A 22,701-nucleotide genomic window follows, 5' to 3' on the forward strand; every position below is an offset into this window, starting at 1 on the left:
GACGTTCATTGCGTCGCCTCCCGGATAGCCGCCGCGAGCGGGTCGTCGGCACGTTTTGCTTCGGCGATCGCGGCGGCCAGGAGGTCGGAGGGCTCCTCGAAGCCCTTCTCTTGCTCCGGCGCGATGTAGAGTTCGTTCGCATCCGTCGGATGCAGCTCGACGACGGTGCGGTCGGCGAGGCGCATGTCGACGATGACCGGCTCCATCGTGATCGAGCCATTCATCTCGAGGTCGGCGAGACGGTCGAGCGCGGCGGACGGGTTGTCCTCCGGCAGCATCACCGTGGCGCCGGTATCCAGCACGAGGTCCCAGCGCCGCTCGCCGACGCGGACGGCCGCACGGGTGCGGATCTGGAACAGCGGGTTGGCGTCGAGCAGCGCCACCGCCTCCTCCGCCTTGGTGTTCGCGGACTGCCCGGCGACCAGCGGCAGGTCGAGATAGCGCGGCTCGACCGAGTCGGAGAGGACCATGCCGTCGCGGGCGATGAGCTTCACGCCGCCCTCGGTCCGCCAGCGGGCGAACGGTTCGGCTTCCTCGATCTCGAGCTTGACCGTCCCCGGCAGGACCTTGCGCACGGTGGCGCGCTGCACCCACGGCAGCGCCTCGACACGCTTGCGCATATCCTCGGCGTTAACCGTGAACATGGTCGCGCCCGGCGCGAGGCTGGCGGTGGCGACGATCGAGCTGATAGATGTCTCGTGCTGGCCGCTGAGGGAAATGTCGCGCACCTCGAACCCGCTGACGCGGCCGACCGCGTCGATGGCGTGGCTCGGGTCCTGCGAATAGGCGAGGCCCGCGCCGCAGGAGCCGACCAGCACGGCAGCGGTCAGAACTCGCGTCGGCCACGGCCCCGTCATGCGGGGACGAGAAGCGCGCGGCGCTACCGCTGGCATGATGCGTCCTCCACCATTGCGGCCACGAGGGCCTCGAAGCTCATGCCCGCATGCGCGGCCATTTCCGGAACCAGGCTAGTTTCCGTCATTCCAGGCTGCGTATTGACTTCGAGGCACACGAGTTCGTCTTTGTCCGGATCATATCGGAAGTCCGCGCGAGAGACTCCGCGGCACCCCAAGGCTCGATGAGCCAACAGAGTGAACTTTTGTATATCCTGGTAAATATTTGGTTTAAGACGAGCCGGCAAAATGTGCTCGGATCCGCCAGGACTGTACTTGGCGTCGTAGCCGTAGAAGCTTTCGCTCTTCGGGACGATGTCAATGATGCCCCAGACCTTATCCCCAAAAACGCCGCACGTGAGCTCGCGCCCCGCGACGTAATGCTCGGCCATCACCTCGTCGCCGTAGACCCAGTCCGGCATGGTTAATTCCGCGGGCGGCCGGTTGGCGCCTTCCGGCACGATCAGGATCCCGAACGAGGACCCCTCGTTGACCGGCTTCACCACGTAGGGCGGCGCCATCACGTGCTGCTTCGCCGCCTCGAAGCGCGAGGTGACGATGTGCTCGGCCACCGGCACGCCCGCGCGCGCGATCACCGCCTTCGCGCGGTCCTTGTTGAGCGCCAGCGCCGAGGCGAGCACACCCGAGTGGGTGTAGGGAATCCTGTGGAATTCCAGGATGCCCTGGATCACGCCGTCCTCGCCCATCGGGCCGTGCAGCGCGTTGAAGGCGACGTCCGGCTTCAGCGCCAGGAGCTGCGCCACCACGTCCATGCCGACGTCGACGCGCGTCACCCTGAAGCCGCCCCGCTCCAGCGCGGCCGCGCAGGCTTCGCCCGACTTCAGGCTCACCGGACGCTCGGCGGACATTCCGCCCATCAGGACCGCAACGTGCGTCATGCCGCCTCTCCCGTGTCCGCACCCATGAACGCCGGGACCGCATCGCCCGCCGGCACGCCGATGCGCTTGATCTCCCACTCCAGCGCGATGCCCGTCGCCGCCAGCACACGGCCGCGCACGGTCTCGCCGAGCCGCTCCAGATCGTCCGCCGTCGCCTCGCCGAGGTTCAGCATGAAGTTGGCGTGCAGCTCGGACATCTGCGCCCCGCCGACGACGAGCCCGCGGCAGCCGGCCCGGTCGACGAGCTGCCAGGCCTTCTCGCCCGGCGGGTTCTTGAAGGTCGAGCCGCCGGTGCGCGACTTGATCGGCTGCGTCTCCTCGCGGCGGGAGGTGATTCCGTCCATCTCGGCGAGGATCGCGTCGCGGTCGCCGGGCGTGCCCTCGAAGGTCGCCTCGGTGAAGATGAAGTCGTCCGGCAGGCCGGAGTGACGGTACGAAAAGCCGAAGTCGGCGTTCGTCAGGACGTGGATCGTCCCGGCGCGGTCCACGGCGCGCGCCGCGATCAGCACGTCCTTCGTCTCCCCGCCATAGGCGCCGGCGTTCATGCGCAGCGCCCCGCCGAGCGCGCCCGGAATGCCGCGGAAGAACGCAAGGCCGGCGATCGACGCGTCCGCTGCCGCGCGCGCCAGCTTCACGTCCGGCAGCGCGGTACCGGCGGTGACGCGCATGCCGCTGACGTTGACCTCGCCGAAGGCCCGCCCGCCGAGCCGGATCACCACGCCCGGCACGCCGCCGTCCCGCACCAGGGTGTTGGAGGCGAGACCCAGGACGTGAACCGGCACGTCCTTCGGCAGCGCCTTCATGAACGCGGCGAGGTCGGCCTCGTCGGCCGGCGAGAAGAGGAGCTGCGCCGGGCCGCCGACGCGGAACCACGTGACGTCCGCAAGCGGCCGGTTCGGCTCCAGTCGCCCCCTGATACCGGCGCCCTCGAAGAGCGGGGTGAGGTCGGGAAACGTCACTCGGCGAGCTCCTTGGGGAGGCTCGCCGCCCACTGCGTGATGGAGCCGGCGCCGAGGCACACGACCATGTCGCCCGGCCGGGCGCGCTCGCGAATCACGCCGGCGAGCGCCTCGCGCGACTCGAGCGCCACGACGTCGCGGTGACCGCGCGCGGCGAGACCGGCCGCGAGGCCGTCCTTGTCCGCCCCCTCGATGGGTGATTCGCCCGCCGCGTAGACGTCGGCGACGACCACGACATCGGCATCGTTGAAGGCGACGCAGAAGTCGTCGAACAGCGACTTGAGGCGGGTATATCGGTGCGGCTGAACGACGGCGATGACCTTGCCGGACGCCGCCTCGCGCGCGGCGGCGAGGACGGCGCGGATCTCGACCGGGTGGTGGCCGTAGTCGTCGTAGATGGCGACCCCGTTCCACTCGCCGACGAAGGTGAAGCGCCTTTTCACGCCGCGGAAGTTCTCGAGCCCCTGACGAATCGCATCCGCGTCGATGCCGAGCCGGTCCGCGACCGCCACCGCGGCGGCCGCGTTGGCAACGTTGTGGATCCCCGGCATCGGCAGGGAGAGGCCCTCGATGAGGCCGACGCTGCCGGTGACGCGGTCGGTGATCCTGACGTCGAACACCGTGCGCGGGCCCGGGCGGACGTTCATGAAGCGCACGTCGGCCTGCGGATTGGCGCCGTAGGTGATGATGCGGCGGTCCTCGATGCGGCCGACCATCGCCTGTACTTCCGGGTGGTCGATGCACATCACCGCGAAGCCGTAGAACGGCACGTTCTCGACGAACTGGCGGAACGCGGCGCGCACGCCTTCGAAGTCGCCATAGTGGTCGAGGTGCTCGGGGTCGATGTTGGTGACGATGGCGATGTCGGCCGGCAGCTTGACGAAGGTGCCGTCGCTCTCGTCCGCCTCGGCGACCAGCCAGTCCCCCGCGCCGAGGCGCGCGTTGGTGCCGTAGGCGTTGATGATGCCGCCGTTGATGACGGTGGGGTCGAGCCCGCCCGCCTCGAGGAGCGTCGCCACGAGCGAGGTCGTCGTCGTCTTGCCGTGCGTGCCGCCGACGGCGATCGCCTGCTTCAGGCGCATCAGCTCGGCCAGCATCTCCGCACGGCGCACCACCGGCAGGAGCCGCGCCCGGGCGGCCATCAGCTCCGGATTGTCCCGCTTCACCGCCGAGGAGACGACGATCACCGTCGCCTCGCCGAGGTTCTCGGCGGCATGGCCGATGGCGACCGGAATCCCCTTCTCGCGCAGGCGCTGGACGTTGGCGCTCTCCGCGATGTCCGACCCCTGGACCTTGTAGCCGAGGTTGTGCAGCACCTCGGCGATCCCCGACATGCCGATGCCGCCGATGCCCACGAAATGGACCGGCCCGATGGCCGTGGTCATCTTCAGGGGGGCAATCATGCGTCGTCTCCTGCGGCGATGCGCTCGGCGAGGTCCGCGAGGCGCTCGGCCGCGTCCGGTCTGGCGAGGCCCTTGGCATGCTCGGCCATCAGCGCGAGGCGAACGGGATCGCCGATGAGGGTGTTGAGCTCCTTCGCCAGAACCTCAGGCGTGAGCGCCTTCTGGTCGAGCCGCCGGGCCCCGCCGAGCGCCTCGAGGGCGGCGGCGTTGTGGGCCTGGTCCTGGTCGAGCGCGCCCGGAAGCGGCACCAGCAAGCCCGGCCGCCCTATGATCGAAAGTTCGGCCACCGTCGAGGCGCCCGACCGCGCGATCACGAGGTGCGCCCCGGCGATGCGCTTCGGCAGGTCCTTGAAGAACGGCGCGATCTCGGCGGCGACGCCCAGCTCGCGATAGGCGGCGCGGACGCGCTCGACGTCCTCAGGCCTGGCCTGCTGCACGATCTGGAGCCGCGCGCGCATCTCCTTCGGGAGGATCGCGATCGACGGCGGCACCATGTCGGAGAAGGCCCGCGCGCCCTGGCTGCCACCGAAGACGAGAAGGTTGAAGTGCTCGGCCGGCGGCTCGTACGGCGCCACGGCCTTCAGGACGGCTTCGCGCACCGGGATGCCGACGTGCGTCGCGGCCTGCGCGGCGGGGAGCCCCTCCACCGTGGGAAAGCTCGTCGCGACGTGCGCATGGCGGGCGAGGCTCTTGTTGGCACGGCCGATGACGGCGTTCGCCTCGTGCACGATCGCCGGCACCTTGAGGAGGCGCGCAGCCGTCAGCGGCGGCAGCGTCGGATAGCCGCCGAAGCCGACCGCGACGTCCGGCTGGAAGCGGCGCATCGCCTGGAGCGAGCGGACGAGACCGGCCGCGTTGGCGACCGCCATCTTCGCCATCGCGACGGGGCTCTTGCCCGCCAGCGTGGCGGCCTCGATGAAGTGCACCTCGTCGGCCGGGAACGTCGCGACGAGGGTCGTGGCGCGGCGATCGGTGACGAGTTCGACCTCGTGACCGCGCCGCTCCAGCACGCTCGCCAGCGCTTCGGCCGGGAAGAGATGCCCCCCGGTCCCGCCTGCGGCCAGTAGCGCCCGCATCACGCGAACGCCTCGCTGAGGCGCCGCGTCTCGGTGAAGCGGACCCGGCCCGGGCGACGCCGCGACAGGGCGAGCGCGAAGCCCATGCCGATGGCGACCGCCACCAGCGACGAACCGCCGTAGGAGACGAACGGCAGGGTCATGCCCTTGGCCGGCATCAGGTGGAGGTTCACCGCCATGTTGATGAACGCCTGTCCGCCGAAGAGGATGATGAGGCCGGCGAGCGACAGGCGAACGAACTCGTCCTCCTCCCGCAGCGCGCGCGACAGGCCCTTCAGCACCACCGCCGCGAACAGCGTGACGATGACGAAGCACATGACGATGCCGAACTCCTCGGCCGTCACCGCGAAGACGAAGTCGGTGTGGCTGTCCGGCAGCGAGCGCTTGACGATGCCCTCGCCCGGCCCGACGCCGAACCAGCCGCCGCGCAGGAAGCTCTCGATGGAGCGGTCCACCTGGTAGTTGTCCGACGCGTCGGGGTTGAGGAACGCGTTCACGCGCGCGGTCACGTGCGGCAGGTAGAGGTAGGCCGACACGATGCCGCCGACGCCCGCGCCGCCGAGCGCGAACACCCAGCGCCACTGCAGTCCGGCGAGGAAGATCATCGCGCTCCAGGTGATGGAGATCAGCATCGCCTGGCCGAAGTCCGGCTGGGCGACCAGCGGCGCGATGACCACCGCCAGCAGGAAGACCGCGAGGAGCCGGCCCGGCAGGTCCGGCCGCCGCGCCCCCTCCGACAGCAGGAAGGCGGTGATCACCACGAAGGCCGGCTTGATGAACTCGGCCGGCTGCACCGTGAGGCCGCCGAACCCGATCCAGCGCCGCGCGCCCTTCACCTCGACGCCGATGAAGAGCGTCAGGATGATGAGGACCAGCGCGCCGGCGAAGAGGACGAGCGACGTCCGCCGCACCTGCCGCGGCGTGAAGAAGGACAGGAAGATCAGCGTGAAGACCGCCGGCACCGCGAAGATGAAGTGGCGCACCACGAAGTGGTAGGTGCCGTAGCCGTTGCGTTCGGCCACCGGCGGCGAGGCCGCGAAGGAGAGCATCAGCCCGAGCGCGATCAGCGCCAGGAGCGCGAACAGGAGCGTCTTGTCGATGGTCCACCACCAGCGGGCAAATTCGCTGGTTTCCGCTCGGCTCACCATCAGGCCGTCTCCTTCGACAGGCGGGCCCTCACGAGGTCCCGGAACACGTCGCCGCGGTGCTCGAACGAACGGAACTGATCGAACGAGGCCGACGCCGGCGACAACAACACGACACCGCCATCCGATTTTGCCGCGCGGGCCGCGACGTCGAGAGCCGTCTCCAGCGTGCGGCAGCGCACGGTGGGGACGTGATGGCGGAGCTGACGCTCGAAGAGCTCTGTGGACTGGCCGATGAGGTACGCGGCCGCGATCTTCGGCGCGAACGAGGTGAGGCTCTCGACACCGCCCTCCTTCGCGACGCCGCCGACGATCCAGTGGATCCTGTCGAAGGCGGCAAGGGCCTGCGCGGAGGAGACCGCGTTGGTCGCCTTGGAATCGTTGACGAAGATCACCGCCCCGTCGCGCCCGACCTCTTCCATCCGGTGCGCGAGGCCCGGGAAGGTGGCGAGGTGGCGGGCCGCCTCCTCCGGCGCGAAGCCAAGCGCCATCGCCATCGCCATCGCGGCGGCGGCGTTCTCGGCATTGTGGCGGCCGCGCAGCGAGGGAATCCCCTCCAGCGAGGCGACCTCGCGGGTCGCGCCGTTCCGGACGACGTAGAGGCTCGTGCCGATGGCGCCGACGCCCGACGGCGCCAGGCGCTGCAACTCGCTCTTGTGATCGAAGACGCCCACCCGGTGGACCGGCTTGCCGCCGGCGGCCAGCGTCTCGGCGATCCGCGCCGACGTCGGATCGTCGACGCCGATCACCGCCTGCCCGCTCGCCGCGACGAGGCGCGTCTTCACGTCCGCGTAGTGCTCGAAGGTGCCGTGCCGGTCGATGTGGTCGGGCGACAGGTTGAGGAGCGCGCCCACGTCCGGCGCGAGGCTGGGCGCCAGGTCGATCTGGTAGGAGGAGCACTCCACGACCGCCGTCCCCGCGACCGGGTCGAGGTCGAGGACCGGGCGGCCGATGTTGCCGCCGACCTGCGCCGCCTCGCCCATCGCCGACAGCAGATGGCCGAGCAGCGCGGTCGTCGTCGACTTGCCGTTGGTGCCGGTGATCGCCGCGAGCCTCAGGCCGGCAATCCGCGCCCGACGCTCGTTGTCGAACAACTCGATGTCGCCGATGACGGGGATGCCGGCACCGTGTGCCAGCTCGACCGACCAGTGCGGTTTCGGATGCGTCAGCGGGACGCCTGGGGCGAGCACCAGCGCTGCGAATTCGCCGAAGTCCGCGCCGCGCAGATCGCCGGTCGCAAGGCCGTCCTCGACTGCGGCGGCGACCTTCTCGGCCTTGTCGTCGAAGGCGAGGACGTCCGCCCCGCCTGCGGCGAGGGCGCGGGCCGTCGCCAGCCCGGACCCGCCCAGCCCGAAGACCGCGACGCGGCTGCCGTCGTATGCGCTGACCGGGATCATCGCAGCTTCAACGTGGAGAGGCCGATCAGCGCCAGGACGAAGGCGATGATCCAGAAGCGGATGACGACCTGCGGTTCTGTCCAGCCGAGCTGCTCGAAGTGGTGGTGGATGGGCGCCATCTTGAAGACGCGCTTGCCGGTCAGCTTGAACGACGCGACCTGGATGATCACCGAGACCGCCTCCAGCACGAAGAGGCCGCCGATGATGGCGAGCACGATCTCGTGCTTGGTGGCGACGGCGATGGCGCCGATCATGCCGCCCAGCGCCAGCGAGCCGGTGTCGCCCATGAAGATCGCAGCGGGCGGCGCGTTGAACCACAGGAAGCCGAGCCCCGCGCCGATCACCGCGCCCGCCACCACCGCGATCTCGCCGACGCCGACGACGTTGTGGATCTGCAGGTAGTCCGCGAAGACCGCGTTACCGGAGAGGTAGGCGATGACGCCGAAGGAGCCGGCGGCGATCATCACCGGCACGATGGCGAGGCCGTCGAGCCCGTCGGTGAGGTTCACCGCGTTGCCGGAGCCGACGATCACGAACGCCGCGAAGACGGGGAAGAACACGCCGAGGTTGAGGATGAGACCCTTGAAGAAGGGGAAGGTCAGCGCCGATTCCAGCGCCGGAGTCTCGAGGTACATCATGATCGTCGCGGCGCTGCCGGCGATCAGGAATTCGATGGCGAGACGCACCCGGCCGGAGAAGCCCTTGTGCGAGGCTTTCGAGACCTTGAGGTAGTCGTCGTAGAAGCCGATCGCGCCGAAGCCGAGGGTCACGTAGAGGATGACCCAGACATATTTGTTGGCAAGATCCGCCCACAGCACCGTCGAGATGACGAGGCCCATGAGGATCATGAGCCCGCCCATGGTCGGCGTGCCGCGCTTCGTCAGCAGGTGGCTCGCGGGCCCGTCCTCGCGGATAGGCTGGCCTTTTCCCTGCCGCAGGCGCAGCGTGCGGATCATCCGCGGGCCGAACAGGAAGGTGACGATAAGGCTCGTCACCAGCGCGCCGCCGGTCCGGAACGTGATGTACCGGAACACGTTCACCGGCGGGAACTGGTCGGAGAGATTGGAAAGAAGCTCAAACATCGGTCAGCCCGTAGCGTTCCTCGATCGCCTCGACGACAGCTCCGAGACCGATGGCCTTCGAGCCTTTCACGAGCACCGCATCGCCCGGTTCGACCTCCGGAAGCTGGCCGACCAGCTCCCCGGCGGTGGCGGCATGGACGCCGCGCAGTTCGAAGGGCAGTGCGTCACGCAAATGTTTTGTCATCTCTCCGACTGTGTGGACGATTCGGACGTCCGCATCGACCAGAAGTGGCGCCAGTCCACGGTGAAGGTCGTCCGCGGTCGGCCCGAGCTCGCGCATGTCGCCGAGGATGGCGATGCGCCGTTGCGCGGGGACGCGGCCGAGGGTGGCGATCGCCGCGCCCATCGAGGACGGGTTGGCGTTGAACCAGTCGTCGAGCAGCACCGCCTCGCCGCCGGCCGGGCGCAGGCGCACCCGCCTCCCCCGCCCCTGCGGCGCCGACCAGGCCTTCAGCGCGGCCGCCCCGGCCTCGATGTCCCAGCCAGCGACCGACAGCGCCGCGAGGACCGCGAGTGCGTTGTTGGCGACGTGCGGCGCGGGGTCCGACAGTTCGAAGTAGACGGTCTCGCCGAAGACGTCCGCGACGGCGTCGCCGCCCGCGTCCAGCGAGACCAGCGAGACGTCGCCGCCCTTGCCGAAGAGGACCACCTCGGCGCCGGCGGCGCGCGCGGCGGCCGCCATGCGCTCGGTGTGGTCGTTGTCGGCCGGGATGATCGCGACCCCGCCGTCCTCGAGGCCGGCGAAGATCTCGGCCTTGGCGTCGGCGATCGCCGCGACGCTGTCGAAGAACTCGAGGTGGACGGCGGCGACCTGGGTGATGATGGCGATCGTCGGCCGCACCATCCGGGTCAGCGGCGTGATCTCGCCGGCGTGGTTCATGCCGATCTCGAAGATCGCCGCGTCGACGTCCGCCGGCATCCGCGCAAGGGACAGCGGCACACCCCAGTGATTGTTGTAGGACGCGGCCGAGGCGTGCACCGGGCCGCCGCTCTCGAAGGCGAGGCGCAGCATCTCCTTGGTGCCGGTCTTGCCGACCGAGCCGGTGACGGCGACGACGGGCGTCCCGCCAGCGAGCCGGGCGCGTGCCGCGACGCCGACGCGACCGAGCGCCGCCAGCACGTCGTCGACGACGACCGCCCGCTCCGCCTCGCCGTGGGAGACGACGGCGGCGCAGGCACCTGCCTCCAGCGCTGCGGGGACGAACCTGTGGGCGTCCATCGACACGCCGACGATCGCGAAGAACGCGTCGCCCGGCTGCAGCGTGCGGGTGTCGATGGAGATGCCCGAAACGGGGGTGTCGCGCGGGACGCCGAGGAGGCGGCCCTGCGCGGCGTCGGCGAGTTCACCGAGGGTCCAGATCGCGGTCATAGGGCTGCGATCGCCGCCTTGACGGCTGAATGGTCGCTGAACGGGATGACCCGGTCACCGACGTACTGGCCCTCTTCGTGCCCCTTGCCCGCGACGACCAGCGCATCGCCCTCGCGCAGCATCGCGACGGCGGTGGCGATCGCCTCGCCGCGGTCGGCGATCTCGGTGGCATCCGGCGCCCCGGCGAGGACCGCCGCGCGGATCCGCGCGGGGTCCTCCGTCCGGGGATTGTCGTCGGTCACGATCACGACGTCGGCAATCGCCGCCGCCGCAGCGCCCATCAGGGGTCGCTTCCCGGGGTCACGGTCCCCGCCCGCCCCGACGACAATGACAAGCCGTCCCGGTACGTCAGATCTTAGCGCAGCCAGCGCCGCGGAGATGGCGTCAGGCTTGTGTGCGTAGTCGACGAAGACCGGCGCCCCGTGCGCGCGGCCGACGAGCTCGAGCCGCCCCGGCGCGCCCTTCAGCGACGCAAGCGCCGCGACAGCCTCGGCCGCCGGAACGCCGGAGACGATGGCGAGACCCGCCGCCACCAGTGCGTTGTCGATCTGGAAGTCGCCGATCAGCGGCAGGTCCACCTCGTGGCGTCCCTCGCCCTCGAGCACGAGACGCGCCCCGCCCGGGTGCCGCTCCGTTGAGACGAGCGTCAGCCCCGTCCCATGCCGGCCCACCGTGAATGCACCGGGCGCCGCCGCGAGGACGGCCCCGGCGCCCGGGGCGTCCGGGTTCACGACCGTCCGGGCCGCGTCGGGCTGCAGAGTCTCGAAGAGGCGCAGCTTGGCCTTCAGGTAGGCCTCGGGCGTCGCGTGATAGTCGAGGTGGTCGCGGCCGATGTTGGTGAATGCGGCGGCCGTCAGGCGCACGCCGTCGAGGCGGCGCTGGTCGATCCCGTGGCTCGACGCCTCGAGCGCGACGTGCGTCACGCCCGCCCCGGCGAGGTCGGCGAGCTCCTTCGCGAGCGCGACCGGGTCCGGCGTCGTGAGGCCGCCCGGAACGTCGACCGCGCCGCGGATCCCGATGGTGCCGATCGACACCGCCGTGTGTCCCGCCGCGGCGAAGATCTGGCGCGTGAACTCGGCGACCGACGTCTTGCCGGCCGTCCCCGTCACCGCGACGATCACCTCCGGCTGCGACCCGGCGAGGGCGGCGGCCATCAGCGCCAGGCGGCGGCGCGGGTCGGGGTCGCGCAGCACCGGGACAGCGACGTCGATCCCGGCATCCTCGGCGGCGAGGATCGCGACGGCTCCGGCGGCGACCGCGTCGGCGGCAAAGCGCGTGCCGTCGAACTTCGCGCCCTTCAGCGCGGCGAACAGCATCCCCGGCGCCACCTGGCGCGAGTCCGCCGTCACGCCGACGATGTCGAGCGACGGGTCGGCCCCCCTGAGATCCGGCGCGATGTCGCCGAGGCGCATCATCCTACTCCTGGTACGCGACCGTGATCGCCCGCTCGATGGCATCGTCACCCGGGAAGCGCGGCGCGACGTGCAGCATCGGGCCGACACGGGAGATGACGTTGGCCACCGTCGGCGCGGCGTTCCAGCCGGCGGTCGCATAGTGCTTGCCCGGCTCCGGCTTCGGCTCGTCGATCGTCACGAGGACCACATACTGCGGGTCGTCGATCGGGAACGCGGCGAGGAAGGAGTTGAGGCGCTTGTTCTTCGCGTAGCCGCCCTTCACCGCCTTCTCGGCCGTACCGGTCTTGCCGCCGACATTATACCCCGGAACGCGCGCGTTCTTGCCGGACCCTTCGACGCCGTTGAGGAGGAAGAGGTCGCGCATCTGCTTGGAGGCCTGCGGCGAGATCACCCGGCGGCCGATCTTCATCATCTCCGCCTCGGAGCGGGGGAAGAAGGTCGGCGGCGCGTAGATGCCGCCGTTGATCATCGCGGCGCCGGCGACGGCGGTGTGCATCGGCGTCACCGAGATGCCGTGGCCGAAGGAGACGGTCGCCTGGGTGATCCTGGGCCAGCTCGACGGCACCAGCGGCTGCGCCGCCTCCGGGAGTTCGGTGTCGATCCGGTCGAAGAAGCCGAAGGACTTCAGGTACTCCTTCTGGCGCTCGGCGCCGAGCGCCAGCGCGATGCGCGACGAACCGATGTTGGAGGAGTACTTGAAGACCTCGGAGGCCGTCAGCACGCGGTTCTCGCCGTGGAAGTCGCCGATCGCGTACTTGCCGATCTGCAGCTTGCCGCGGGCGTCGAGCAGGGAGTTCGGCGTGATCGTGCCGGAGTCGAGGCCCATGGCGAGGGTGAAGGTCTTGAAGACCGAGCCCATCTCGTAGACGCCCGCCATGGCGCGGTTCATGCGCACCTGCTCGAGCGCCTGCTCGGGCTGGTTCGGGTCGTAGTCCGGCAGCGACACCATGGAGACGACTTCCATGGTCTTCGCGTTGAGGATGATGCCGACCGCGGCGACCGCCTGGTAGCGCTCGATGGCACGCGAGAGCTCGTCGCGCACGGCGTGCTGCACGCGAAGGTCGACCGACAGGCGCACCGGCGCGAGGTCGCGCCCCTTGCGGGCGAGGCCCACCGACTGGAGCGCCGAGAGGCCGCCGGAGTCGATGGTCTTCTCGAGGCCCGCGATGCCGGCGTTGTCGATGTTGGTGTGGCCGACGATATGACCCACCGTCGAGCCGCCCGGATAGAAGCGGGTGGTCTCCGTCAGGAAGCCGATGCCGGGGATGCCGAGGTTGTGCACCGCCTCGCGCTTGCGGCCGGACACCTCGCGCTTCAGCCAGACGAAGCCGCGCTCGGTCGAGAGGTCCTTGCGCAGCTTCTCCGGGTCGAGCTCGGGCAGCTCCTGGGTGAGGAGATACACCGCCTCGTCGACGTCGGTGATGTTGCGCGGCTCGGCGTAGAGCGAGGCCGTGGCGAGGTCGGTCGCCAGAACCTCGCCGTTGCGGTCGACGATGTCCGGGCGCGCGGCCTGGACGTCATCCTGCGGCGAGGTGGCGTAGATCGAGGCGGCGACCGTCGGCGCGTTGGCAAGCGCGACGAGGCGGGCGCTGATGACGCCGAAGATCGCGACGCAGCCGGCGAGCAGCAGCGCGATGCGGCCGCGGCTTCCGTCGTTGCGAACCGATTTGCGCCTCATTTCTCGCCCTCCTTCCGATGTTGCCGAATGGCCGCGGCGACGTCGCGGACCGTTGCGATCTGGTGTCCGTCGATCGGCTGGAGACGCAGGACCGCGGCGTGCCGATCGACGAGGGCCTGCAACCGCTGCGGATTGTCGAGTGCGCCCCACTCGGCTCTAAGTTCGCTGATTCTTTGACGCTCCGCGGCAATCTTTCGATTGAGTTCACGGATTGCGAATGCGTCGCGCTCAGCCTCCTTTTTCATGACGAAGACGGCGGTGGCGCTGACGGTCGCAGTGGAGATCGCGAGGACCAGTGCGGCGAAGCGGATGGGACGCTTGATCATCAGATCCCTTTCAGCCGGACGTGGGGGACAAGGGCGGCGAGGTCGAGCGGCTGGGCCGGCGCGTCGGTGCGCGTAGCGGCCCTCAGCTTCGCCGAGCGGGCGCGCGGGTTCGCTGCCGCCTCCTCCTCGCTCGCGGCGAGCGCGCGCTTGGCGGAGGCGATGAAGGTCGCGGGCGGGGCGGAGACGACCGGCATGTGGCGCGAGCCGCCCGCCGCGCCCGAGCGCTCGGCGAGGAAGCGCTTCACGATGCGGTCCTCCAGCGAATGGAAGGCGACGACGACGAGCCGGCCGCCGGCGCGCAGGATCTGCTCGGCCGCGGCGAGACCGCGCGCGAGCTCGCCCAGCTCGTCGTTCACGGCGATGCGCAGCGCCTGGAAGGTGCGCGTCGCGGGATGGATGCCGGGGCCGGCCTTCAGCGCGCGCTCGCACACCGCGGCGAGCGCGGCTGTGGTCGTCAGCGGGCGCGCCGCGACGATGGCCCGCGCGACGCGGCCGGCATGGCGCTCCTCGCCGAAGGTGCGCAGGAGGTGGGCGAGGTCCGAGACGTCGGCGTGATTGCAGATGTCGGCCGCGGTCGGCCCGTCACCGCCCATGCGCATGTCGAGCGGGCCGTCGGAGCGGAAGGAGAAGCCCCGCTCGGCCTGGTCGAGCTGGTAGGACGAGACGCCGACATCGAGGACGACGCCGTCGACCGCGCCGATGCCGAGGCGGGCGACGTGCTCGTCCATGGCGCCGAACGTGCCCTCGACCATGGTGAACTTGGGATCGCCGAGCGCGCGGCCGCGGGCGACCGCCGCCGGGTCGCGGTCGATGCCGACGACGGACGCGCCGGCGGCGAGGATCGCCCGTGTGTAGCCGCCGCCGCCGAACGTGCCGTCGACGATGGTCTCGCCCGCCTTGGGGGCGAGTTCGGCGAGCACTTCGTTCAGCATGACGGGGATGTGGCCCGGCGCCTCGGGAGGGTGTCCCTCGCCGAGGGTCATTCGTCGCCACCGAGGGGGCCGGCGGGCCGCTGCCCCATCATCTCGGTGAGGCTGAGGCCGCCGCCACCGGCCCGGGCGCCGCTTCGGCGCCCGCCGGCCTGCCGCATGACTTCGAGCGCGCGCTGCTGGTTGGCCCTGCGTTGTTCTTCGTAGGCCACGGGATTCCAGATCTGAAACTTATAATTCAGACCCACGAACACCACTTCCTTATCGATACCCGCATGTTCACGGATCGTATCGGTAAAGACGACGCGGCCCTCGCCGTCGATCTTCAGCGTCTCGGAGGCGCCGTAGAAGGTCATGGCCAAGGCTTCGTGTTCTTCGGTCATGGGATCGAAGTCTGCCAGTCGCGATTCGAGGACGTTCAACAATTGAAAACCTCCCGCGTCGACTGTGGGAGCGTTGAAGGAGCGGAAGCAGTAGAGGCCCTCGAACCCGTCACGAGCCAAGACCGATCGAAAGGGCGCGGGGATAGATACGCGCCCCTTGGCGTCGAGCTTGTTCGTGTAATTCGAGACGAACCCGGCCACCCCAGCTCCCACGCTGGCGGCGTGTCACCGCCCGTCAGACTTGCCCGTACGCTCCGTCACGGGATGATTTGGGATATCATGGGCCCCCATGGGCGTCAACGAAACGATTTACCAAACCGGTTGCATTCGAACGACCTGGTTTAGGTGTTGCCGAAGCGCAACGGTCGCAAAGACCGCAGTGTAACTGCCCGGTTTTTGGCAAATTATGCGTTAAAGCGTTGGCTTGGCGGCGCCATTCGGCGGCCGAAACGGCCAGCCCAAACCGTCCCAACGAGCGGACGACAGCCGTCGCCCAGTGCGCCGCACGCCCCCTGCACTGCAACGCCGGCGCCGGAACCGGCCTCGCTGAAGGGCGCGATTCGCCCGGCGGTCCGGCGAATAGGCGGCCGGCACCCCGACCGGTCGCATCACGGGTGCGGAAACCCATGGCGTCCCACATTCGGATCCCACGCTGGCCCATGACCGGATCCCAAAGGATCCCAGGCCGGCCGCCCAGGCGATCCCACGCCCGCACGACGCCCCGCTTACCGGGGCCGGACGCCCGTCACCGTATCCGGAGAAGCGCCTGACAGCGCCGCGAGCGGTGCACGGTCGACGCGGGCCGCGCACACGAAGCGGCACGCCCGGCCGCCCCCGACGAAGGGCGGGCGCGCGGATTGGCATCCGGGCGACGACGCCCGAGGGCGCCTGCGCGGCGAGGCCCACGGGGGCCCATGCGGCGAGGGAGGGAATGCCAGTCGGTCTGTAAGCCGGGTTCTGTATGGCGAGGGCGAACCCCCGCGTGACGACCATTCATCTGGGACGTCCGTTGCCGAACGCCTCATGCGACCCACCCGGGTGGTTGAGGCCGGAAACGCGCCACCACCCCTATGCGGTCTTGCTCCCGGCGGGGTTTGCCGTGCCGGAGACGTTGCCGCCTCCGCGGTGGGCTCTTACCCCACCGTTTCACCCTTACCCCCGGGCACGCCCGGTGGCGGTCTGATTTCTGTGGCACTTTCCCTGGGGTCACCCCCGCCGGGTGTTACCCGGCGCCGTGTTTCCGTGGAGCCCGGACTTTCCTCCCCGACGGTCTTTCGACCTTGCCGGAGCGGCCGTCCGACCGACTGGCCGAGGGGATATGACAAGCCCGCCGCACAATGGCAATCGCCTGCGCGCGATCCACACCGGTCCGGACCCGATTTCGCCACCCGATCCGCCCGTCCCGCTCGCGCAGCAACGCGTCTCGCGGGCCCGGTTGTCTCACGCGGGGCGGACGATGCGGCGGAGACGTCGTCCCGGGGCGCCCAGCATAACGGGGCCCCAGAAAGGAAAATGGGGTCCGACCCGTGGCCGAACCCCTAGTTGAGGGAGGAGCGAGAACACTCTCGCACAAATCATGCCGGACGGGGATAACTGAGAAATCATTTTCGTGCGGCGCAGCAAGCTTCGCGCAAGCCTCGCCGCCAGATTCGCCCAGCTTCGGCCCAGTCCGGCGCCTTCGACTTAGCCTAAAGTCTCAAGATATTTGACGATTCCCTGCATCGCTTCGGTCAGGCTGTCCTTGCTGCGCAAAAAGCACACTCGGACATATCCTTCCCCGATATCCCCGAAGGCCGTGCCGGGGGCCGTGCCGACCGACGCCTCATCAATGAGGGCGAACGCTGCCTGCTGGGATGATTCGAGCCCCGCGACCTTGAAGAAGGCATAGAATGCCCCGTCCGGCGGCGCGAAGGTGACGCGGTTGCGACCCGACAGCGCCTCGGTGACGATGTCCCGCCCGATCCGCGCCCGCTCGATCATCGACTTCACGAACCACTCGCCCTCGGTCAGCGCGACGACGCCCGCGCGCTGCATGAAGACCGCGGTGCCGGAGGTCGAGTACTGGATGAGGTTCTCCAGCGTCTGCCTCAGCGCCAGCGGGGCGTGGATCCAGCCCATCCGCCAGCCCGTCATCGCCCAGTTCTTGGAGAAGGTGCCGACCCACAGGATGCGGTCGTCCGGCTCGGCGATGTCGAGGAAGGACGGCGCGCGCTCGGCCCCGGTCCAGATGAAGCGCGAGTAGATCTCGTCGGCGATGATCCAGAGCTCGTTGGCGCGGGCGAAGGCGAGGATCGCCTCCATCTCCTCCTGCGTCGCCGTCCACCCGGTCGGGTTGGCGGGCGAGTTGACGAAGATGGCGCGCGTCTTGGGCGTCATCGCCCGCTCGAGGTCTTCCACGGTGAGCACCCAGCGCCCGTCCGCCTCGCGCATCGGCACGGCGACGGGGTTGGCGCCGATCACCGTCGAGGCGCCGGTGGCGTTCGGCCAGGACGGGGACGGGATGAGGATCTCCTCGTCGTGGCCGACGGTCATCGCGACGCAGAGCTGGATCGCCTGCATGCCCGAGCCGGTCACGAAGAAGGTATCGGGATCGAACGGGCGGCCGAACTGGGTCTCGTAGTAGCCGGCGAGCGCTTCGCGCAGCTCGGGGATACCACGCGAGTGCGTGTAGAAGGTCTCGCCGTCGTAGAGCGCCTTGGCGGCGGCCTCGGCGATGAAGCGCGGGGTCGGCAGATCGCCCTCGCCGGCCCACAGCGGGATGATGCCCGGGCCCTTGGCGCGCCCGTAGTTGGCCGTCCTGATGATGCCCGAAATCGGCGTCCGCTGTGCCGCTGGCCGAACGGCCGCCAAAAGATCGCCCATGCGCGTTACTCCTAGTGATATCGCGAGGTGCCACGCAGCGCTGGAGCCGTCAAATGAGATTGTTCAGCAAATTTTCAGGCGAGACCCGCGAACGTTCATTGGCTCTCAAACAGTCTCGCGTAGAGAGCACGGGATGGCTCCGCTCGGCCCTTCGGGTGGCCGAGCGGCACCGTCATCGCTCCGGCGGCGGTCCGAAGCGGTAAACCATTGAATACGAGGTTTGAGTCCGTCCCCCCTCGCCCTCGAGGGAGAGTGTGTTAGGCTAGGGGCGAGGTGCTGTCCGGCAGCCTCGACCCCTGTTGACCAAAGACAGTCGAGCGATGCGCATTTTCCCCGCCGCCACGGTCTTGTCGATCGGCACAGTCGCCTTCCTGGCGCTGGCCGCCCCCCGACTCTACACCGGCTTCGAGGAGCGGGAAATTCGTCGCGAGCTTCAGGCCGCGACGCCGGGCGACACGCTGGACGGGAAGGTCCGCGCCGCCCTCGACGAGGACGACATCGCCGGCGCCGTCCAGTACGCCGAGATCGCGGCCGACCTCGGCAAGCCCATTTCCGCCGAGACTGCGACCGCGCTCGCCGACGCGCAGGGCACCATGGCGACGGTGCTGCGCAATGCCGGCGCCTTCGCCGGCGCCTACATCACCGGCCATGCCGACTCCGCCGCGGGCCTCGCCGGCGCCGTCGTCTCCGACCTCACCGTCGTCGGCGACGTGCGCGACATCATCTCCGAAGGCGGCAAGGCCGCGATGGGCGAGGACTACTCGGAGTTCCTGCTGGCGCTCGCCGCCGTCGGCATCGCCGTCGAGGGCGTGACGATCGCGTCCGGCGGCTCCTCGCTGGTGGTCAAGGCGGCGGTCTCGGTGCTGAAGGTCGCGAAGCGGACCGGCAACCTCACCGCCTCCTTCGCCAGCCGCCTCGTGCGCCTCGCCCGCGCCGCCGGGCGCAAGGCGGACGCCCCGGCCGCCGCCACCGGTCCGGTGGTCGTCGTCACCCGCCGCTCGGCCGACGACATCCCGCAGGCGGTCGCCCGGGCGGAGCTGAAGGCGACGCTCGGCGCGGTCGGCACCGTGGCGCGCAACGCCGGCCCGGCCGAAGCGGTCCGCCTGATGAAATACGTCAAGACCACCGACGACGCGCGCGAGCTCGCCAGCTTCACCAGCCGCTTCGGCCGCCACAGCCGTGCCGTCGCGGAGCTCACCGGCAAGTTCACGCTGCGCGCCTTCCGCGTTGCCATGCGGGGCCTGCGCCTCATAATCAGCTTCCTGTACAGTTTCGTGGCCTGGGTTGTCGGTCTTGTCGCCTTCCGCTTCGTCAAGGGCGTCCTTCGCGGGACACTCGCATTGTTCCGCGGTGCATTCGTCGCCGTCGCCTATCCCTGACGGCCCCCCGGACCTCCGGGGCCGTGCGCCGCACGAGCGAGGGTGATCGTCCGTGACACTCTATCTTCCGATCGCGGAGATGCCGGTCAGCATTCTGCTGGTGCTCGCCATGGGGGCGGCGGTCGGGCTGATCTCGGGCCTCTTCGGCGTCGGCGGCGGCTTCCTGATGACGCCGCTCCTCATCTTCTCCGGCATCCCGCCCGCCGTCGCCGTCGCCTCGGTCACGCCGCAGATCGTCGCGAGCTCCACCTCGGGCGCCCTCTCCTACTGGCGGCGCGGGCAGGTCGACTTCAAGCTCGCCTTCCTGCTGATCGCCGCCGGCTCGATAGGCGCGCTCGCGGGTGCCAAGCTCTTCGCCGCGCTCGGCAGCCTCGGCCAGCTCACCCTCGTGATCGCCATCAGCTACACGATCTTCCTCGGGGCCATCGGCGGGCTGATGGTGAACGAGAGCGTGCGGGCGATGCTGCGGGCGCGCGCCGCCCGCCGGCGCGGCGAGGCGTTGCAGCCGATGCGCCGCTCGGCGACCCGCGGCTGGATTCACCGCCTGCCGCTCAAGATCCGCTTCCGCCGCTCCAAGCTCTACATCTCGGTGCTGCCGGTGTTCGCGCTCGGCGCGTCGATCTCCTTCCTCGGCACGCTGCTAGGTATCGGCGGCGGCTTCATCATGGTGCCGGCGCTCATCTACCTCCTGAAGGTGCCGACCTCGGTCGTCGTGGGCACCTCGCTGGTGCAGATCGTCGGCGTGATGGCGATCGCCACCGTCAGCCACGCGCTGGCCTCCCAGTCGGTCGACATTATCCTCGCCTTCATCCTCATGCTGGGGGGCGTGATGGGGGCGCAGATCGGCGCCTCGATGGGACAGGCGCTGCGGGGCGAACACCTGCGCGCCCTCCTCGGACTCCTCGTACTCATCGTCGGGGTGCGCTTCGCGCTCAACCTCGTCCTGCCGCCCGAAACCCTCTTCTCCATCACGACGCTGGCCCCGTGAGCGGCATCGTGCGGTGGCTCGCCCTCGCCCTCTGCCTCGCCGCGTCGCCCACGCACGCCGAGACGCTGAGCGTCGCGCTGTCGCGCGACGAGATCGCCATCGGCTCGAGCTTCACCGGGACGCGCCTTTCGCTCTTCGGCGTGGTGGAGCGGGACGAGAACACCGTCGCGCGGCCCGGCGCCTACGAGGTCATCGTCGCGGTGCGGGGACCGGACAAGCAGGTCCTCGTGCAGGAGCGCATGCGCCGCTTCGGCATCTGGGTGAACGACGCGGGCGAGCTCTTCGACAAGATGCCGTCCTACTACGGCCTCTTCTCCACGCCCGGCGCCCGCGCCCTGATCGAGGACGACAACGGCGTCGCAAGGCGCCTGTCGCTGGCGATGCTCGGCGACGGTGACGGAGCGCGCGAGCGGCACCGCGCGGCGCTCGCCGAGCAGCACCGCGCGCACGGCCTCTACGTGGAGGAGCTCGACGGCGTCGAGAAGCTTAGCCGCACCTTCTTCCGCACCGAGATCCCGCTGCCGCCGCTGCTGGCGGACGGACCGTACCGGGTCTTCGTGTTCCTCTACGCGGGCGACACCTCGGTCGCCCAGACGGAGCTTCAGTTCAAGGTGCACAAGACCGGGTTCGAGCAGCGCGTCTACGAGTGGAGCCGCACGACGCCGCTGTTCTACGGCCTCGGCGCGGTGGCGCTGGCGCTCTTCACCGGATACGTCGGCGGGGTCGTCTTCCGCCGCGGCTGACCCCCGGGCCGCCGCGGCGAGGACCGGTCAGGCGAGACGCTGACCGGCCGCGACGCTGTCGAAGGCGGCGCGCGCGGTGGCCGCGAGCGAGGCCCTGGCGTGCTTCAGCGCCTCCTCCAGCGTGGCCGGGCCGCGGCCGATGGCGAAGGCGGCGGTGATCCCCTGCGCGGCGAGCTCGTCCGGCGAGACGGCGATGCGGCCGGCGAAGGCCAGCACCGGCTTGCCCATGGCCGACGCCGCCCGCGCGACCGCCACCGGACCCTTGCCCGAGAGCGACTGTCCGTCGAGCGAGCCCTCCCCGGTGACCACGAGGTCCGCCGCGTCGATCCGCTCGTTGAGGCGGTGATGCTCGAAGATCAGCGAGAAGCCGTCCACGGCGCTGGTCGGCGCCGCCGCGGAGAGGCCGACCATCATGCCGCCCGCCGCGCCGGCGAACGGCGTGTCGGCCAGCACGCCGCTGCCCCTCGCCGTCGCGAGGTGGCGGTCGAAGTGGGCGAGAGCGAGGTCGAAGGCGTCGATGTCGTCCACCGGGACGCCCTTCTGCGGGCCGAAGACGCGCGCGGCGCCGTTCTGGCCCACGAGCGGGTTGTCGACGTCGGCGGCGAGGATGATGCGCGCCTCGGCGAGACGCGGATCGAGGCCGGAGAGGTCCACCGTCTCAACCGTGCGCAGGGCGCGCCCGGCAGGCAGGACGACGGGCTCCTCGTCGGCGCCGAAGTAGCGGGCGCCGAGCGCTTCGAGCGCCCCTGCCCCGCCGTCCACCGTGATGGAGCCGCCGACCGCGACGATGATCTCGCGCGCGCCCGCGTCGAGCGCGGCGCGGATGAGGTCGCCGATGCCGGCGCTGGTGGCGCGGTCGGGATCGTAGCCGCCGGTGGCGGCCGCATGACCCGCCGCGCGGGCCATCTCGATGACGGCCCGTCCGGCGGCGCGGTCGAAGCCCCAGGGGGCGTCGATCGTTCCGTTGAACGGACCTTTCACCGGAGAGGTTCGCAACGCGAGAGAAGCGCCGGCGAGTGCGTCGAGCGTGCCCTCGCCTCCGTCGGCGATGGCAACGTCGGTGCCGTTGGCGTTGAGGGCGCTCGAGGCCAGCGCCTCGAGGATGGTGGCGTTCGCTTCGCGGGCCGTGAGGCTACCGCGAAACTTGTCGCAGGCGACGAGGATGTTCACGGGGTGGGTCGGTTCGTTCGTCCTGGCCCGTCAGACTGCCGGAGCGGGGTGAACGGGCATCTGCCAGCCCTGCGCGATGTCGTCCATGACGCGGGCGCGCTCACGGCCGGTCTCGGCCAGCAGGTGAACATGCACCTCCGTCGCGCCGGACTTTATGGCCCGCAAAAGAGCCTCGCCATGATACGCGAAGAGGTCGTCGCTCACGTTCTCGCAGGCGCCGACCATGAGAGGAGTGCAGGTCCCGTTCGGTTCGCGCCGGACCAGCACGAACGTGCCCGGCTCGTTGCAGCAGAACCCTTTGATGTCGAACACCGACGTGACGTACCAGGCGCTGCTCCAACCCTGCCACCAGAACAGGGGCACTGCCTCGGGTGACCGACCAGCCGTCTCCGAAGTGAATCCATTGATGAGCATGGAGCCTCCTTGCCAACTCTCGCGTTGCGCGAACTTGACACTGGGGACCTTACCGCATCGTGAAAGGACGAACGAACGTGGAACGTTACATCCCCCACTATACACAGACTGTGGAAAACTTATGGGGTTTCTTGCTAAACCGTCAACGAGAGGGCGCCAGAACCTGAAATCCACAACTAGCGGCCATTTCC

At 69.9% G+C, this 22,701-nt stretch carries 20 protein-coding genes and 1 other RNA gene; 3 read left to right on the plus strand and 18 right to left on the minus strand.

Annotated features, from left to right (window positions below; translation table 11 throughout):
• Positions 1-5 precede the first annotated feature (5 nt).
• From DLJ53_RS30775 to DLJ53_RS30850, 16 genes are all read right to left on the minus strand, one after another.
• A complete protein-coding gene (locus DLJ53_RS30775; RefSeq protein WP_111352156.1) occupies positions 6-893 on the minus strand; it encodes a cell division protein FtsQ/DivIB in 888 nt (295 codons plus the stop codon).
• Positions 881-1,792, minus strand: a complete 912-nt coding sequence (locus DLJ53_RS30780) for a D-alanine--D-alanine ligase (RefSeq protein WP_111352157.1) — start codon at positions 1,790-1,792, stop codon at positions 881-883. The genes DLJ53_RS30775 and DLJ53_RS30780 overlap by 13 nt, the downstream gene beginning before the upstream one ends.
• On the minus strand, positions 1,789-2,751 hold the full coding sequence (gene murB / locus DLJ53_RS30785) for a UDP-N-acetylmuramate dehydrogenase (protein WP_111352158.1): 963 nt from the start codon (positions 2,749-2,751) through the stop codon (positions 1,789-1,791). The genes DLJ53_RS30780 and murB overlap by 4 nt, the downstream gene beginning before the upstream one ends.
• Positions 2,748-4,142 carry a UDP-N-acetylmuramate--L-alanine ligase gene (gene murC / locus DLJ53_RS30790; RefSeq protein ID WP_111352204.1) on the minus strand — a complete coding sequence of 465 codons (1,395 nt, stop codon included), beginning with the start codon at positions 4,140-4,142 and terminating at the stop codon, positions 2,748-2,750. The genes murB and murC overlap by 4 nt, the downstream gene beginning before the upstream one ends.
• 8 nt (positions 4,143-4,150) lie before the next feature.
• On the minus strand, positions 4,151-5,230 hold the full coding sequence (murG, locus tag DLJ53_RS30795; protein WP_111352159.1) for an undecaprenyldiphospho-muramoylpentapeptide beta-N-acetylglucosaminyltransferase: 1,080 nt from the start codon (positions 5,228-5,230) through the stop codon (positions 4,151-4,153).
• Entirely contained in the window at positions 5,230-6,378 is a 1,149-nt protein-coding gene (ftsW, locus tag DLJ53_RS30800; RefSeq protein ID WP_111352160.1) for a putative lipid II flippase FtsW, read from the minus strand. The genes murG and ftsW overlap by 1 nt, the downstream gene beginning before the upstream one ends.
• Entirely contained in the window at positions 6,378-7,772 is a 1,395-nt protein-coding gene (murD, locus tag DLJ53_RS30805; RefSeq protein WP_111352161.1) for a UDP-N-acetylmuramoyl-L-alanine--D-glutamate ligase, read from the minus strand. Before murD ends, ftsW begins: the two co-directional genes overlap by 1 nt.
• A complete protein-coding gene (gene mraY / locus DLJ53_RS30810) occupies positions 7,769-8,854 on the minus strand; it encodes a phospho-N-acetylmuramoyl-pentapeptide-transferase (protein WP_111352162.1) in 1,086 nt (361 codons plus the stop codon). The genes murD and mraY overlap by 4 nt, the downstream gene beginning before the upstream one ends.
• A complete protein-coding gene (locus DLJ53_RS30815; protein WP_111352163.1) occupies positions 8,847-10,223 on the minus strand; it encodes a UDP-N-acetylmuramoyl-tripeptide--D-alanyl-D-alanine ligase in 1,377 nt (458 codons plus the stop codon). The genes mraY and DLJ53_RS30815 overlap by 8 nt, the downstream gene beginning before the upstream one ends.
• Positions 10,220-11,635: a UDP-N-acetylmuramoyl-L-alanyl-D-glutamate--2,6-diaminopimelate ligase gene (locus tag DLJ53_RS30820; protein ID WP_111352205.1), complete on the minus strand. Its 1,416-nt coding sequence runs from the start codon at positions 11,633-11,635 to the stop codon at positions 10,220-10,222. Before DLJ53_RS30820 ends, DLJ53_RS30815 begins: the two co-directional genes overlap by 4 nt.
• Positions 11,636-11,639: 4 nt before the next feature.
• The gene (locus tag DLJ53_RS30825) at positions 11,640-13,316 is read right to left on the minus strand and encodes a peptidoglycan D,D-transpeptidase FtsI family protein (protein ID WP_111352164.1); all 1,677 of its coding nucleotides are present in this window, start codon (positions 13,314-13,316) and stop codon (positions 11,640-11,642) included.
• Positions 13,313-13,642, minus strand: a complete 330-nt coding sequence (ftsL, locus tag DLJ53_RS30830; RefSeq protein ID WP_111352165.1) for a cell division protein FtsL — start codon at positions 13,640-13,642, stop codon at positions 13,313-13,315. Before ftsL ends, DLJ53_RS30825 begins: the two co-directional genes overlap by 4 nt.
• Positions 13,642-14,625: a 16S rRNA (cytosine(1402)-N(4))-methyltransferase RsmH gene (gene rsmH / locus DLJ53_RS30835; RefSeq protein ID WP_111352166.1), complete on the minus strand. Its 984-nt coding sequence runs from the start codon at positions 14,623-14,625 to the stop codon at positions 13,642-13,644. The genes ftsL and rsmH overlap by 1 nt, the downstream gene beginning before the upstream one ends.
• Complete coding sequence (gene mraZ / locus DLJ53_RS30840; RefSeq protein WP_111352167.1) at positions 14,622-15,155, minus strand: division/cell wall cluster transcriptional repressor MraZ; 534 nt, start codon at positions 15,153-15,155, stop codon at positions 14,622-14,624. Before mraZ ends, rsmH begins: the two co-directional genes overlap by 4 nt.
• A 729-nt stretch (positions 15,156-15,884) precedes the next feature.
• Positions 15,885-16,262: RNase P RNA component class A (gene rnpB / locus DLJ53_RS30845), an RNA gene on the minus strand.
• A gap of 375 nt (positions 16,263-16,637) precedes the next feature.
• On the minus strand, positions 16,638-17,816 hold the full coding sequence (locus tag DLJ53_RS30850; protein ID WP_111352168.1) for a pyridoxal phosphate-dependent aminotransferase: 1,179 nt from the start codon (positions 17,814-17,816) through the stop codon (positions 16,638-16,640).
• Between the two features lie 320 nt (positions 17,817-18,136).
• On the opposite strand from DLJ53_RS30850, the gene DLJ53_RS30855 reads away from it, so the two are divergent.
• The 3 genes from DLJ53_RS30855 to DLJ53_RS30865 are packed head-to-tail and all read left to right on the plus strand — an operon-like array spanning position 18,137 to position 20,926.
• Positions 18,137-19,195: a hypothetical protein gene (locus tag DLJ53_RS30855; protein WP_111352169.1), complete on the plus strand. Its 1,059-nt coding sequence runs from the start codon at positions 18,137-18,139 to the stop codon at positions 19,193-19,195.
• Positions 19,196-19,247: 52 nt separating this feature from the next.
• Entirely contained in the window at positions 19,248-20,183 is a 936-nt protein-coding gene (locus DLJ53_RS30860) for a sulfite exporter TauE/SafE family protein (protein WP_111352170.1), read from the plus strand.
• Positions 20,180-20,926, plus strand: coding sequence for a TIGR02186 family protein (locus DLJ53_RS30865; protein WP_111352171.1), 747 nt, complete (start codon positions 20,180-20,182; stop codon positions 20,924-20,926). Before DLJ53_RS30860 ends, DLJ53_RS30865 begins: the two co-directional genes overlap by 4 nt.
• A gap of 27 nt (positions 20,927-20,953) precedes the next feature.
• On the opposite strand, the gene DLJ53_RS30870 is transcribed toward DLJ53_RS30865, so the two are convergent.
• Both DLJ53_RS30870 and DLJ53_RS30875 read right to left on the minus strand, forming a co-directional pair.
• Entirely contained in the window at positions 20,954-22,096 is a 1,143-nt protein-coding gene (locus DLJ53_RS30870) for a glycerate kinase (RefSeq protein ID WP_111352172.1), read from the minus strand.
• 30 nt (positions 22,097-22,126) lie between these two features.
• Positions 22,127-22,510 (minus strand): hypothetical protein, encoded by a 384-nt coding sequence (locus DLJ53_RS30875; protein WP_111352173.1) that lies wholly within the window; start codon positions 22,508-22,510, stop codon positions 22,127-22,129.
• Between the last annotated feature and the right edge of the window lie 191 nt (positions 22,511-22,701).

Source organism: Acuticoccus sediminis (assembly GCF_003258595.1).
GTDB lineage: Bacteria > Pseudomonadota > Alphaproteobacteria > Rhizobiales > Amorphaceae > Acuticoccus > Acuticoccus sediminis.

What these genes read in the sequence shown, in the direction of transcription:
- mraY (WP_111352162.1), bottom strand. Translation starts at nt 8,854, where the DNA reads ATGTTTGAGCTTCTTTCCAATCTCTCCGACCAGTTCCCGCCGGTGAAC.
- ftsW (WP_111352160.1), bottom strand. Translation starts at nt 6,378, where the DNA reads ATGGTGAGCCGAGCGGAAACCAGCGAATTTGCCCGCTGGTGGTGGACC.
- ftsL (WP_111352165.1), bottom strand. Translation starts at nt 13,642, where the DNA reads ATGATCAAGCGTCCCATCCGCTTCGCCGCACTGGTCCTCGCGATCTCC.
- DLJ53_RS30825 (WP_111352164.1), bottom strand. Translation starts at nt 13,316, where the DNA reads ATGAGGCGCAAATCGGTTCGCAACGACGGAAGCCGCGGCCGCATCGCG.
- DLJ53_RS30820 (WP_111352205.1), bottom strand. Translation starts at nt 11,635, where the DNA reads ATGCGCCTCGGCGACATCGCGCCGGATCTCAGGGGGGCCGACCCGTCG.
- DLJ53_RS30855 (WP_111352169.1), top strand. Translation starts at nt 18,137, where the DNA reads ATGCGCATTTTCCCCGCCGCCACGGTCTTGTCGATCGGCACAGTCGCC.
- DLJ53_RS30815 (WP_111352163.1), bottom strand. Translation starts at nt 10,223, where the DNA reads ATGACCGCGATCTGGACCCTCGGTGAACTCGCCGACGCCGCGCAGGGC.
- rsmH (WP_111352166.1), bottom strand. Translation starts at nt 14,625, where the DNA reads ATGACCCTCGGCGAGGGACACCCTCCCGAGGCGCCGGGCCACATCCCC.
- murG (WP_111352159.1), bottom strand. Translation starts at nt 5,230, where the DNA reads ATGCGGGCGCTACTGGCCGCAGGCGGGACCGGGGGGCATCTCTTCCCG.
- DLJ53_RS30875 (WP_111352173.1), bottom strand. Translation starts at nt 22,510, where the DNA reads ATGCTCATCAATGGATTCACTTCGGAGACGGCTGGTCGGTCACCCGAG.
- murD (WP_111352161.1), bottom strand. Translation starts at nt 7,772, where the DNA reads ATGATCCCGGTCAGCGCATACGACGGCAGCCGCGTCGCGGTCTTCGGG.
- DLJ53_RS30850 (WP_111352168.1), bottom strand. Translation starts at nt 17,816, where the DNA reads ATGGGCGATCTTTTGGCGGCCGTTCGGCCAGCGGCACAGCGGACGCCG.
- DLJ53_RS30780 (WP_111352157.1), bottom strand. Translation starts at nt 1,792, where the DNA reads ATGACGCACGTTGCGGTCCTGATGGGCGGAATGTCCGCCGAGCGTCCG.
- DLJ53_RS30775 (WP_111352156.1), bottom strand. Translation starts at nt 893, where the DNA reads ATGCCAGCGGTAGCGCCGCGCGCTTCTCGTCCCCGCATGACGGGGCCG.